Origin of the sequence: Streptomyces sp. NBC_01317, assembly GCF_035961655.1 — a bacterium.
GTDB lineage: Bacteria > Actinomycetota > Actinomycetes > Streptomycetales > Streptomycetaceae > Streptomyces.
Genome location: NZ_CP108393.1, coordinates 3,948,873 through 3,961,397 on the forward strand (window position 1 = coordinate 3,948,873; position 12,525 = coordinate 3,961,397).

At 67.4% G+C, this 12,525-nt stretch carries 10 protein-coding genes and 2 pseudogenes; 1 reads left to right on the forward strand and 11 read right to left on the reverse strand.

All coding sequences use genetic code 11. From position 1 onward, the window contains the following. Positions 1-495: 495 nt before the first annotated feature. From OG349_RS34840 to OG349_RS16870, 11 genes and pseudogenes are all read right to left on the reverse strand, one after another. A pseudogene (locus OG349_RS34840) lies at positions 496-798 on the reverse strand (hypothetical protein); the annotation flags it as partial. Positions 799-1,258: 460 nt separating this feature from the next. After that, the gene (locus tag OG349_RS16825) at positions 1,259-2,137 is read right to left on the reverse strand and encodes a hypothetical protein (protein WP_327235381.1); all 879 of its coding nucleotides are present in this window, start codon (positions 2,135-2,137) and stop codon (positions 1,259-1,261) included. A gap of 262 nt (positions 2,138-2,399) precedes the next feature. Further along, positions 2,400-2,672, reverse strand: coding sequence for a DNA-binding protein (locus tag OG349_RS16830; RefSeq protein ID WP_327235382.1), 273 nt, complete (start codon positions 2,670-2,672; stop codon positions 2,400-2,402). After that, positions 2,669-3,397: a hypothetical protein gene (locus tag OG349_RS16835; RefSeq protein ID WP_327235383.1), complete on the reverse strand. Its 729-nt coding sequence runs from the start codon at positions 3,395-3,397 to the stop codon at positions 2,669-2,671. The genes OG349_RS16830 and OG349_RS16835 overlap by 4 nt, the downstream gene beginning before the upstream one ends. A 12-nt stretch (positions 3,398-3,409) precedes the next feature. Next, positions 3,410-5,440, reverse strand: coding sequence for a hypothetical protein (locus OG349_RS16840; RefSeq protein ID WP_327235384.1), 2,031 nt, complete (start codon positions 5,438-5,440; stop codon positions 3,410-3,412). Next, a complete protein-coding gene (locus tag OG349_RS16845; RefSeq protein WP_327235385.1) occupies positions 5,427-5,672 on the reverse strand; it encodes an S-type pyocin domain-containing protein in 246 nt (81 codons plus the stop codon). The genes OG349_RS16840 and OG349_RS16845 overlap by 14 nt, the downstream gene beginning before the upstream one ends. Before the next feature lie 228 nt (positions 5,673-5,900). Then, positions 5,901-6,788: a hypothetical protein gene (locus OG349_RS16850; RefSeq protein ID WP_327235386.1), complete on the reverse strand. Its 888-nt coding sequence runs from the start codon at positions 6,786-6,788 to the stop codon at positions 5,901-5,903. Then, entirely contained in the window at positions 6,785-8,962 is a 2,178-nt protein-coding gene (locus OG349_RS16855) for a hypothetical protein (protein WP_327235387.1), read from the reverse strand. Before OG349_RS16855 ends, OG349_RS16850 begins: the two co-directional genes overlap by 4 nt. Beyond that, on the reverse strand, positions 8,959-9,882 hold the full coding sequence (locus tag OG349_RS16860) for a hypothetical protein (protein ID WP_327235388.1): 924 nt from the start codon (positions 9,880-9,882) through the stop codon (positions 8,959-8,961). Before OG349_RS16860 ends, OG349_RS16855 begins: the two co-directional genes overlap by 4 nt. 81 nt (positions 9,883-9,963) lie before the next feature. Then, positions 9,964-10,686 carry a Crp/Fnr family transcriptional regulator gene (locus OG349_RS16865; RefSeq protein WP_327238602.1) on the reverse strand — a complete coding sequence of 241 codons (723 nt, stop codon included), beginning with the start codon at positions 10,684-10,686 and terminating at the stop codon, positions 9,964-9,966. Between the two features lie 408 nt (positions 10,687-11,094). Further along, positions 11,095-11,214, reverse strand: a pseudogene (locus OG349_RS16870) (ABC transporter ATP-binding protein); the annotation flags it as partial. Positions 11,215-11,584: 370 nt separating this feature from the next. Here OG349_RS16870 and OG349_RS16875 point away from each other — a divergent pair. Next, positions 11,585-12,439: a PIG-L family deacetylase gene (locus OG349_RS16875; protein WP_327235389.1), complete on the forward strand. Its 855-nt coding sequence runs from the start codon at positions 11,585-11,587 to the stop codon at positions 12,437-12,439. Positions 12,440-12,525: the final 86 nt, after the last annotated feature.

Here is a 12,525-nt window from a genome sequence, read left to right on the forward strand (position 1 = left end):
CGCATGACCGTGTGCCATGAGACAGGCAAAAGGCGTACAGCGGGCTAACAGGACTCGCACAGCAAGTGCGCGCCGCAGACACCGAAGACAGCAGCTCTTGAGGCCGACTCTTCATCCGGCGTACCCGTCAGCGTGGGGGAACGAGTCGGACCAGTGCGGCTACCCCAGCTCGCGTCTCTACTCGATGACGGCGACCGTCTCCCCCCCTTCGCCGCCTCTGTCGTGGCCCAACCGGCACCGCACGTTGACGAACCGTGATGGCGAGGGCGAAGCACTCTCAGCCGAGATCGAGGACCATCAGTCCGTCCGACACCGCAATTTCAACGTCAGCAGGTGCTGCCAAGGTAAATCTCCGTCAGAAAGCCAACCTTCACCGGCATTCCTCTCGCAAGGAAGTTCCCGACGTAGGCCTCCACAAGGGCGCGGGCCAGCATGTGCCGTTCGTAGGGGCCAACGGCGATCACTACCAGTATCAGCCGGCGGCTGACCGCAAGCTCAGAGCGCGAGTTCGAGTCTCGTCACCCGCTCCACGACAAACCCCCAGGTCATCGACCTGGGGGTTCTATGTTGCCTAGATTTCTTTGGGACCCCTGTGCCCGATGGGGGATCGAGGCTTTTCCGGCGTTGCGCTCGCGCCATCTGGTCGAGGGTGGCTGCCACTTCCTGCTGAGGTTCGTGGTCCGAGTGCTGCTAGGTCAGCCCAGCACGCTCCGAGGACTGCTCGGCACGCGCCGTCATGTCCTTGAGAGTGGCACTGGAACGCGTCTTCAGAGTGTGTCCGGTGTGGCGTAGATCGTAGAGGCCGTCATCGCGACACTCACCGCCACCTCGGACATCGCCCGGAGTCAGCCCCGTCGCCCGTCCTGCGTCTTGCATTGGCTTGGAAGCCCACTGCCGAACATCCCGGTACGAGCGCCTACAGTCAACACCCTTACCGAGGAACCACTGAAACCGCGCTGCTGGTAACGCCGCACTGCTCATGGCGACCGGCCCCTGATCACTTCGAGCAACCCGGTCCGGTCGACAGCCCATCGCCGTCCTGCAACCGCTCTGGCTTCGGAGATCCACCACCAGTCGGCCTGCGCACTGCACTTACGAGTCACCACACCCAATGTCCACTCCAGCCGACGTGGATTTATGTGCATCCGGTGGGAAGGCAGTCGTCCTCAGATCGAGCAGGGCCGGGGTGAGCTGACGGACAAGATGAACATCGAGGCCACAGTGGGTGGTTCCCCAGGTCAACGTCTCCCGAGGAGACTCAGGACTCCCTCAGCGCCATGGCCAGGTCACTCAGTTCACTCAGCACTGCCACGCTCTGGAACAGGGTCCGAAGGGATGCGCTGATCTGCCGGGAGGGGCGGCGTAGCTGACGGCTGGAGGAGCCGAACATACTGATCAGCGTCGTGACCTCCTGGAAGGTGTCCGCTGCGTCCTGTAACCCCTCGGGTGCCTTGACCACTTGGTCCAGCACTTCCTCCGCGCCCTCCGGCCATTCGCGGCGCGGCGTGCTCGCCGTCCATTCCAGGAACGCCCGGAACGCCTCGACACTGGCCCCCATGCGTGCCGCGAAGCGCTCGGCCGCCGCCGCCAGCTCGTCGGCCGGCCCGTCGATGGCTTTGGCCAGCCGGTTGATCACGGCCATCCGCATGTTCATCGAAGCCCCGGGATGGCTGACACGGGCCATGTCCTCGCCGATCAGCTGCATCATCTCCGCGAGGTCCGTCAGGGCGGACTCCACATCGGCCATGTCGCCGGAGATGGCCTCCAGCTGCGCTTCCGCCTCGACGACCAGATCAAACAGGCCAGGGGCGTCCTCGTCGCCCCCGGCGGTCGGCTCCGCGCCGGGCCTAGGGGTCGATCCCCTGGGGAGCGACAGGACACTGCCCCCGCCCAGCACCTCCGCCAGTACGCTTGTCAGTTGCCGCTTGGCCGTGACGGTGTCGGCGGGGTCTGACGGGAACGGGATCCGAGGCGTCGTTCCGAGGCCCGGGAACTGTTCGGTTCCCTCTGTGACATGGACGGTGAACCGACCGAGGGCGTGTCGCATTCCGAGGCCGAAGGACAGCTCCGCCCCGGATCGGCCCAGGTCGGCGACGACGACGTCCACTTCGGTGAGCATGCGCAGCAGTTGGTCCATGGGCAGGCCGGCCTCCGTGAGCATGTCCGCTCGCAAGAAGGTGAGACCGAGCTGCGCACACGTGGGACCCACGATGTCCTCGTAGAGGATGGTGGACCGGTTCCGCTCCCCTGGAGGAAATTGACCAGGAAGGTCGGCGGCGGTGGTTCCGCAGATGGCGAGGCAGGTGGGCATGGCAGGGCTCCTTAACAGGGGGTCCGTGGAGGCCCTGTCGGTGGCCAAGCAGCTGACAGCCGACAGGGCGGAGAGTGGAGAGTGGAGGTCAGTCGAAGAGAGTGAGCGCCACTCCGTCGGCTACCTCGTCAGCGAAGACCGGGCGTTCCTCGATGCCCAGTGCGCTCAGGAGGTCCACGGTGAGCACGCGGTGGCGTCGGCCCACGCGCACAGTGGGGCAGGGGAAGGCATCCTGGGCCACCAGCCGGTAGGCCGTACCCAGGCACATTCCGAAAGCCCTGGCCGCCGTTCGCAGATTGACGCTGACCGGAAGGTTGAAGATCTCGCGGAAGGTGAGGGGCGTCTCGACGCGGTCGGTCATCCGCTCCTCCGTACGCGGCGCAGAGAGACCGTGGCAACCTGGCGACCACGACCTGAGAATCCGACGCTCGTGGCGGTGTCGTCCACTCCCCAGGTCCGGGCCAGGGCACCCAGGCGCACTCCCTCGACACGGTGAGCGGGAACCGTGATCCGCACCGTGGCCGAGAGCCCGGGGTGGCACGGGACTGGATCGTAATCAGCCTGCCAGTAGTCCGCTGCCTCCGCCTCGACGGGAGCGCGGCCGGCCCGCTCCACATCGTCCACGGCCCTTTCGAAGCGAGCGTGGCGCCACACGTCGTACACGCGTGAACAAGCTGAACGCAGCGCTGTCCCTCCGGGGTCGGGGTCATCCGCTGCGAGGCCGGCCAGCGCTTCGAGGTAGCAGGTGATCAGTTCGGCTTCGACGTCGTCCCGTTCGGCGTGGAAACGCCAGGTGATCTTGTAGGCAGTGCGTCGCAGCCCCGGGAGCCCCAGCCACACGACGGCCTCCGGCCAGTCGGGCCCGACCGCGTCGGAGTGGATGCGCTCCGCGATCTGGTGCCACAGGCTCGCGTGTGCCTCGGAGTGCGCGGAGCGGTCGTACAGCAGTTGGCGGGCCCGCACCAGGGTCAGTGGTACGCCGGCCCGTTCCGACCCGTCGTAGAGACGTAACAGGGGCGTGGGTTCACTGTCGGCGCAGTGACGCTCGACGGCGGCGAACACGCCGGGGTGAGGGGGAAGTGACATCGGTCCTCCTGGTCAATCGGATTTCGGGACAGGTGATTCGCTGCGCCACGCCGCCAGCGCCCGGGCTGCCGACTCCTTGCCCGGCATCGCCTCCGGGCCTCTGTCGACGGCCAGAAGCCAGCGAAGAAAGCCGGGTTGGCGGGCGGTCACCAAGCCATCGAGGAGTTCGCTCAGTGCCTGGGCCCGGTGCTCCGCACCGGCCGCCTCGGCACACCAGTCAAGGAGGGCATCGCGCATGGCCGCGAAAGTGGCCGACTCGTTCAGGGCATGTGCTGCCAGCTGAACCGTGCTGGATGCCAACTCGGCGTCTGTGAGGATCTGGTCGCTCCACCAAGTGAGGTCCTTGCTAACCATCTTGGGAAAGCAGCGAGTCATCACCACAGTGGAGGCGCCCTCTGACCGCGTCCAGTCGCGCATCCGATGCAGGACGGTTGTCCTGGCGTCGGAGTCCCCGGCTTCGAAACGCCGCACCAGCGTCTCCGCGACGGCGGCGACGACGGACGGGTCGTCCGTGTCGTGGTCCTGGGTCGTCATGAGTCGTCCCAACAACCACAGGACTTGCTCTTCCGTGACCTGCCCGCGATCCGGGTGGCAGGCGTGGGCCACTGTCTCGCGCAGTGGCGCCTCGGTCGTGAGGCTCCACTGTTCGAGCAGGTCAGCTGCTGCCCGTCCCGCTGCCGGGTCCTGAACTGCCATCCCCAGGCACCATCCCGCTACCTGAGGAGCCGGAGGAGACGGAGACAGCGCGAGGTGACGCAGGTATTCCAAAGACCGGCCGCCGGTCGCCACCGCAATGGCGGCGACCGCCCGCCCGGCCCGTTCGACCTGCCCCTCCTCAGAGCCGGGGCTGGCGAGCCAGGAGTGCAGCAGGGGCACGAGATCCATGTGGTCACGGCACAGGACTTCCCACACGGCCTCGCTCACGGCGGGCCAGAAGAAGGACACCGTGTCCGTGGTCGCGTCCCCGGCGCACTGCGCACGGTACGCCCCGAGAAGCCGCAAGGTCTCAGGCCAGGGCCGCCGACCGGTACCGGCCGCCGAGTGGCCGTACGCACTCCGGATGCCGGTTTCCCGCTCCTCCCCCGGTCCCGCCAGATGAAGCAGATCCCTGGCACGCTCCGTCACCACGCTGCGGTGTAGGCCTCCGTAGACGGTGACGGCAAGCAGGTCGGCGCGAAGGGCGGGATCCGTCTGGGCCCGGGCGATGACTTCGGCGCTCTCGGCCAGCGCCACATGGTGTAACACCTCGGCGCCGGTGGCTCCGCCCTCGATACCCAGCCGGAGCACGGCCTCCGCCGCCCGCGCCGCGTAGCGGGGTGGCAGTCCTTCGGGTAGCAGCTCGTCGAGTTGGCCCGGCTCCAGGGCCCGCAGCCACCCGGCGCACGCTTCCTCGTTGGAGGAGGCGTCGGCGAGATGGGCGCTGAAGACCTTTCGTGCGTCCGGTGGGTGGTGGTGCACCACCGGCATGCCCAGGTGGTCCGCCAATGCGCCGGCCAGCCCTGGGGCATCCGTTAGCACGATGATCAGACGCGCCCCGGCCTCGGCCAGGGTTGTCTCGAGGCGGGACAGCTCCCATGCCCGGAGTGCGAACGGGTCCGGGGGCTCCATCACCAGGTATCCGTGCACCCCCTGAGCCCGCGGCCCCCACCGGGAGAAGTTGACGGCGCCGTCCACCTGGACGAGCACGGGCTCCTCACCGCCATGGGCCAGCAGGTTAAGGGCATGTGTCTCACGTCCTGTCCCTGGCTCACCGAGGAGCACGGTGATGCCGGAGTCGAGTGCGGCAAGCGCGTCCTTGAAGCGAGGCGGCGGCACAAAGCGCCGTCTCGCGGTCTCCAGGTGCTTGGCCCGTACGGGGCCCTGCCTCATCGGCCTCGCGGCCGTGCCGCCGTCGGCCGGGTGGGACACGGTATGCCGCTGACCGCCCGTCACCAGGCCGGTATTGACAGTGCCGTGCGGAGCTACGACCACCATCTCCCGGCCGGCCAACGCTGCTACGAGGGCGTCGAGGTCTCTGCCTTGAGGAATCTCAGATGTCCCCATCAGCTCCACCGTTGACGTGGCCGGGAAGCTCGATGGTGGTGACGTGCTGCCCGCCGTGGACGGTGCCGGTGTTGATGATCCCGCGTTCGGCCTTCAGGACCGTCGCCGGGGAGGCGTCCGTCTCAAGGGCCGTGTCCGGCACCGCGCGACGGGCGGCCACCGACTCCGCGGTCTCCTGCGGTCGGAGGAACGCGATGACGTCGTCCGTACTGTGATTCTCTTCTACTCGCATGTTGCCCTTCAATGCTCTGGGCACTCGGAAAGTGGATCGAGCACCCGTCTCCTGGACGAATCGAGAATCCCGCGTATCGGTCCACGCGTCCGTTCCCGAGGCCCAGAAACGAGGTGACCGTGGTCACATAAAAGGACTCGCGGAATCTCATGCAACGAAAGAGCGAGTGCGCTGCCCGAAGACAGCGCACTCGCTCATTGATTCGATTGTCGAGCTCAAATCCTGATGTCAGATGACCCCGTCGGGAACGGGACGGCCGAGCGCGGAGATCCGATCCCGCAAGATGTAGGAGATCTCTTTGCGCTCCTGATCGGTCAGCGTGCCCAGCAGTAGGGCCAATTCCTCCTGCCAGTCACTGCGCGGCGGGCTCAGCAGACTCTGGTGGTCGACCGACCAGTCCAGCACCTGGCGCACCTGGTCGGGATGTCTGAGGAGCCAGAGCGCCGCCAGGGACACCGGCCCGGCGTGCAGCGCTTGGAGGCAGAACTCGTACTCGCCACGACGGCTGGTCGTCCACGAGTAGCGGACTCCCTCGCCCTGCTCCTGACCGAGCAGCAGCTCCTCGGCGCTTTCACGGAGTCGTACGTCGAACACTCGGTAGCTCAGGCCGGTTTCGTCCAAGCGCTGAGGCACGCCAAGGTACTGCATGATCTCCGGAGCCCCCAGCCCGCTGCCGCCCGCCGCTTGTGCCTCGGCCAGGTGGTGCAGGGCGCCGGTGAGATGGGTCCGCACGACATGCCAGCCGTGCACGGTCCTCGTGCGCACGACGCGTACGGGAGCGTGGACCCACCACGAGACCCACAGTTCCACCGATTCCGTTCCATATACGGTAGGCAGGCCAACCGCCCGCGTGGTGTCCACATGCTCGGTCGTGTCCACCCGGAAGACGTCGGTGTACCGTCCGCCCAGGCCGGGCGGAGGCGCCTCGTCCGGCACGGGTCCGTAGGATCCGGCGTCGTCCGGATCCCCGCCCCAGCCGAGAAAGCGGTATTCCCCGGCCTCGTCCCTGAGTACCAGGGACCAGTCCCTGGTCGCGGACCAGCGCTGACGAAGGATCTCCCGCCAGGGTGGGCCGGGAACCCGGAAGTAAAGACGCTCGGTCGACTCGTCACTCATGCTGCCTCCCCTCGTTCACCGGCGCGCCACCTGCTGAGCGAAGCCCGCGCCGTGTTCAGTCCGGCCCACCCGTCAGCGCCCGTCTCATCCATTTCGACGAACAACCCGAATTCACCGAATTGCATGGCGCGGGCCAATGCGGTAAACAGCTTTTCCACCGCGCGGAACTGCGTTTCGTCCCACCGCGCCCAGTCGGCCCAGCGTAGTAATGCCGAACAGGTCACGTCGAACGACCTCTCTGTGTTCAACGCACGGCGGACGATTTCCACTATCGACTCCGCTTCCGGAGTCTCATCCGCGAGTCTCCGCATGAACCACGCCGGGAACTGAAGCAACTGGCCGAAGAGCGAAAGCACCTGTTCCGCGTCGCATCGCTCCGCGTCCAGCCATTCGACCAGCCGACCGAACACCTTCGCTTCGTTGCCTGCCTGGAAAAGGCTCAGGAGCGCCACCCGCACGGCCAGCAGAACCTTGCCGTCGTCGTCCTGGCCTTTCTCGCCAGGACGGCTCCGCACACCGAGGAGGAGATCGTGAAGAAGCCGCAGGGCCAGGTCCGGACGTGAGAGCCCGAACTCCGCACCGCAGGCATACGCCACCGTCGTTCTCAGGGGCACGCCGGCCGCCAGGCTCCAGCGCTGGAGGCGATAGCGCACCTCCGCGACGAGTACCGGGTCCTCGGCCGCGATGCCCAGCGCGTTCGCCGCGATGAGACGGCTGGTCGTGCGGTCCGATTCGGCGAGAGCCTGGATGTGCCGCAGTGCGCGCCGTCCGCCTCCCCACCTCGCCGCCCTGCCCATGAACTGGCCAACTGGCCGGGTGAGTTCGGTGGTGCGCTCCACTTCCCGCAGCCACTCGACCAGAAGGTCCGACAGCTGCCCGTACTCACGCCACACATGTCTGAGCACTGCCTCGGCCTGCCGGTGCCTGACGAACACGACCCCTTGCACAGTGTGTGCGTAGGCTCCCTCCGTACTGATCGCGCGTTGCTGGCGCACGGCGCGAACGATGTGCAGCAGATCCGTCAGGGACCGCCGGAAGACAAAGTCCGGGTTGGGACGCCCGCTCTTATCAGCTCCTGAGGCGCCCGTCGGCGGCAGCTCCGCCGTCAGACGCCCTTCGGACAGCTTCAGCAAGCGGGTGGCTTCCTCCCTGACGAGTCGGTGGTCCAAGCCCTCGTAGACGGAGGCAGCCAGCAAGAAGGCCAGGGCATCCGGGTCGCCGCGCAACTCCCTCATGAGTTCGGGAACTTCCTGCTCGGCCCGGTAGCTCAGCCGGTCACCCAGGTCACCGAGCGCGTCCGGGTCACCATCAGCCGTCACGATGGCCGTGACCAGCTCCACCACCTCGGCCGGCACCAGCTCCGGGACCAGCAGGTCGCTCAGCTCATGGCGCCGGTTCAGCGCCGACAGCAGACGCTCCCGCTCCCGCTGATCCGGAACCACCTTCTCGAAGTAGCCGCCGAAGACCATGGCGGGCGGGGGCGGTACGCAATGCATGGGACGGACGTGCAAGTCCTGTTCGAGGCGGCGCAGCAGCGCCGCGTCATCGGGCAGTATGATCACCATGTGTGCCTTGGCCTTCTCAAGCAGTGAGCGCACATGTCCTAGGACACCGGGGCCGAGAGGCCGGGACGGGAACAGGCCGTCCACCAGGTAGCCGCGCGCCGACGGATCGGTTGGCCGCCAGCGGTCCAGTTCGGTGACGCTGTCCAGTGCCACCACCAGGGACCCCTCCCCACAGCGCTCGCGCAGAAGGTTCAGCGCCACGGTCCGCCGGCCCGAACCGGGGCGCCCGGCCAGGAAGAGCGGACCGTCCTTCAGCTCTGCGAAGGCCTCGCCGAACCAGTCGGGCCGCGCAAATCCGAAGGCAGCGGCCTGTACCTCCGCCTCCGGAACGGGTCCCTCGCGCACCGTGCCTTGCCGGGGTTCCTGCCCTTCGTTCACGGGCCCGTTGTGCACACGCTGGCCGCCGTGGACAGCTCCGGAATTGAAGTTTCCTTGCGGGGCGTACACAAACGAGAGTGGACTCCCCGCGGCCGCGCCAATGGCGTCGAGCAACTCGGGGACGTCGTGCTCGGCCTCGGTACGCGACGGTCCGTCGTCGGGTGGCGTCTCCGGCACGGCCGATGCCGAACCGGGCGGCTCCGCCGACTGCGGCTCCTCGTCCGGGGTCACTGCCGCCCCTGGTACTTGTTGCCGCGGACCTGATCCCCCTGAAAACCGCGGACACGGCCGGCCTTGTTGCCCTCAATGTGATCGCCGGCGACATTGCGGTTGGCCACGCTCTGTCCACCGTGGACCGTGCCGGTGTTGATGTTGCCGCTGGGGGCGCTGTTCCTCACCTGAGGAGTCGGTGTGTCGTCGTACTGCTGCGGACGGACCGCTTCCGGCACGGACTCCTCGGTGGTGTCGGCGACCGAGGTCTCCTGGTAGAGCGGCCCGGACGGCTGGGGTACGTAGATCCAGGCGCGCTGGGAGAACGGCTTGCCGTCGACCGTTGCGGCCACCTCAACGAAATGGTCGGGATGGCGTCCGGTGTACCCACCGGCGACGGCGTCCTCGTAACAGCGGTCGGAAAGGATCGCCGCGACGTGGGTGATGTTCTCCTTGTGAGAGGCAAGCACAGCCTTGACGGGACGTGAGTCGAGCAGGCGATGCGTGTCGTTGCGCGCCGTGCCATTGCCGCTGAACTCGTCGCCGGTGTCGGGCAGCGGGCCGACATGCACACTGGCTCGGAGCCTGATCGGCATCGCCCCATAGGACAGGACGTTGTAATCGGTCAGTACGTCCTGAAGTGTGAGGAGCAGAGGGTGGATCACGAAGGACATCCGTGCGGGGTCGAACCCGAAGACGTAGCCGTCGCCGGTCGAGGCGGGGAATGTGCGGTCCTCCCAGAGATCCCCCAGTTCTGCCCTGGACAGCGCGGTCTTGAGAAGCTCCGGTACGGCCCGGCTGACGGCTTCGTGCTCGATCGCCGAGCGTCCCGTGAAGTCCTTGGCGTCCACGGCCAGGATGCCCCGGTAGGCAGGCAGCGGACGGCTCTGGGTGTAGGGGCGGACGATTCGCCGGGGCAGTTCGCTGCTGAACTCGTGCATGTCACTCCTCTGTGAAGCCCAACGGATCTCTGGTAGATCGGGCCGGGGCGCTCGTGCGTGCGGTGGCTCGCGTTTCGAGCTTCACAGTGAGCGCGGAAACGTTCGGCGCCGCAGGACCGGACGAGGAGTGACGTGGAGCACATCGCGTACCGGGGTGGCATGGCCGGCGATCATCTCGCGCAGCCCTTCCACCCCGATCACTTCGATCCGGCGTTTCCCGGCCTCCACTAGATCCTGGCCGAGCCGCTCCAGCGCCTTACTGACGGCCTTGCGGCCCACACCGATGTGCTGTGCCAGGTCTTCCCTGGTGAGGTCGAAGGATCGCTCTCCGCCAGACACCTCGACCAGACGAAGCAGGGCCACGGCGAGCCGCTCGTGCACGGCCCCGTCATGGATCTCGGTCTGCTCCAGCAGACGACGGGAGGCCATCACGGCGAGCGGATAGGCGAGCCGGTGATTTTCCACGAAGCGCCTGAAATCCTCTCCAGGGACGAGAGCTGCTTTGCATTTGCTTATTGTCCACACACTGGCCATTCGCACACCCACACCCTGAAGCGCCATCTCGCCCAGGATCTCGCCGGGCCCGCGGAAGGCGAGCAGCCGCTGCCGCCCGTCGCGGTCGGTTCGAACGACTTTCACCAACCCACTGACCAGTGCGAGTACGTGAGTACCCTCTTCGCCTTGGCGCAGCAGCACTCGTCCGGCCAGGTAGGTGTGGTTCGTATATCGCGTCAGCTCGACCCACTCCTCGTGCGGCACCAGAGCACGAAGAGGCGACAGCGAGAGGGGGTAATCTTCGCTCATGCGATCACGGTAGAGGAGGAGCCCTCCGAGTAAGTGCCGAATTCTGCATTCCGCGCTCGCGGCAGGGCAAAGAGGCCGAAACGCTTCTATTCGATGAGTCTCTGCTGGAACCAACCGAGCACACTGCCCCCCTTTTCGCACGTCGCCCAGAAGGGCGGTCACCGTCTGCTGGCGTACGAGCGGTTCCAGATCGGCCAGCGGCTGGTCCAGCAGAACGAGATCGGGCCCTTTCCCCGGGCCACCGAGAGGGCGACCGGGGTGCGCCGGCCCCTGGAGAGCCGTCCCACCTTGGCGTCGAGTGGTACCGGACCCCGAGCGCAGGAAGTCCTCGGCCAGCCGCTGGTCCCACTCCGGGGTCAACTCCTGGCCGAGCCGCAGGGTCACGGCCACGGTGAAGCGCGGGAACAGCGGCTTCACCTGCGGGAGGAACGCGACGCGCCGACGCGCGCACGGTCCTCCGGCGGGTTCGCCGAATACCCTCACCTCCCCGGCCGTGGCCTGCCGCAACCCCGCCACGATCTCCAGCATCGTGGCCTTCCCCGCCCCGTTCGGCCCGACGAGACAGCGGGAAACCGGAACGTCGCGTCGCGCGGCACCCAACGCCCCCCAGCCCCCTGCTTCTCCAGCGGCAGTTCCACCAGTTCCCGTACGTCGTTGTGGTTCAGGTCCCCGGGCAGCGCCCGCTCCGACCAGTCGGACAGCTCCGCGGGGATAGTTGGCGTCGGGAGGGGGCGAACCCCGCCGACGCCGTGAGGGCCGGACGGCCGTGCCGGGAACAGCGGGTCCGGTCGGCACGGTTACATGTTCCAAGGGACCGGCGCCGTACGGGCCGGGAGTACGGAGACCGAAGGTCTACCGCCCCACCAGGATCCGGGTTCACGCAGGAGGACTGTTTTTCATGACTGGCCGACCCTTGACGCTCATGGCCGTACACGCACACCCCGACGACGAGGCCACCGGGACCGGAGGAATCCTCGCGCGGTATGCGGCGGAAGGCATCCGTACGGTTCTCGTGACGTGTACCGACGGCGGTTGCGGTGACGGGCCGGGAGGCGTCAAGCCGGGCGATCCCGGACACGATCCGGCGGCCGTCGTCGCGATGCGCCGTCAGGAACTGGAGGCGAGCTGTGACGTCCTGAAGATCAGCGATCTGGAGATGCTGGACTACGCCGACTCCGGGATGATGGGCTGGCCGACCAACGACGCTCCCGGGGCGTTCTGGCAGACCCCCGTGGAAAAGGGCGCCGCCCGGCTGGCGGAACTCATGCGGCACTACCGGCCGGACGTGGTCGTCACCTACGACGAGTACGGCTTCTACGGCCACCCCGACCACATCCAGGCCCACCGCATCACGATGGCGGCCGTGGAGATGATCGCGCCGGAGACGGCCGCGCCGACCCCGAAGGTGTACTGGACGACGATGCCCCGATCGGTGATGCGGCGGTTCGGGGAGGCGATGCGCGAGTTCGACGAGGACACGGCGGGGACGGAGCCGGACCCCGCCGAGGCCGCCGAGATGGCCAAGATCGGCCTCCCCGACGACGAGATCACCACGTGGGTGGACACCACCGCGTTCAGCGGTCAGAAGTTCGACGCGCTGGCCGCGCACGCCAGTCAGGGCGAGAACATCTTCTTCCTCAAGATGGGCAAGGAGAGGTTCGGCGACTTGATGGGCATCGAGACCTTCGTACGGGTCAAGGACGCCACCGGCGCGGCCGTACCCGAGAACGATCTCTTCGCCGGCCTGCGCTGACGCGCCCGCTCGCCCGCCCGTCCGCTCACCCTCGATTCCAGGGGGCGCTGCCGTACGGATCTGTTCGCGCGCGAGGCGTCGACCGG

Coding starts and splice junctions, on each gene's coding strand:
- OG349_RS16825 (WP_327235381.1), bottom strand. CDS start 2,137: ATGGACCAACTGCTGCGCATGCTCACCGAAGTGGACGTCGTCGTCGCC.
- OG349_RS16830 (WP_327235382.1), bottom strand. CDS start 2,672: ATGACCGACCGCGTCGAGACGCCCCTCACCTTCCGCGAGATCTTCAAC.
- OG349_RS16835 (WP_327235383.1), bottom strand. CDS start 3,397: ATGTCACTTCCCCCTCACCCCGGCGTGTTCGCCGCCGTCGAGCGTCAC.
- OG349_RS16840 (WP_327235384.1), bottom strand. CDS start 5,440: ATGGGGACATCTGAGATTCCTCAAGGCAGAGACCTCGACGCCCTCGTA.
- OG349_RS16845 (WP_327235385.1), bottom strand. CDS start 5,672: ATGCGAGTAGAAGAGAATCACAGTACGGACGACGTCATCGCGTTCCTC.
- OG349_RS16850 (WP_327235386.1), bottom strand. CDS start 6,788: ATGAGTGACGAGTCGACCGAGCGTCTTTACTTCCGGGTTCCCGGCCCA.
- OG349_RS16860 (WP_327235388.1), bottom strand. CDS start 9,882: ATGCACGAGTTCAGCAGCGAACTGCCCCGGCGAATCGTCCGCCCCTAC.
- OG349_RS16865 (WP_327238602.1), bottom strand. CDS start 10,686: ATGAGCGAAGATTACCCCCTCTCGCTGTCGCCTCTTCGTGCTCTGGTG.
- OG349_RS16875 (WP_327235389.1), top strand. CDS start 11,585: ATGACTGGCCGACCCTTGACGCTCATGGCCGTACACGCACACCCCGAC.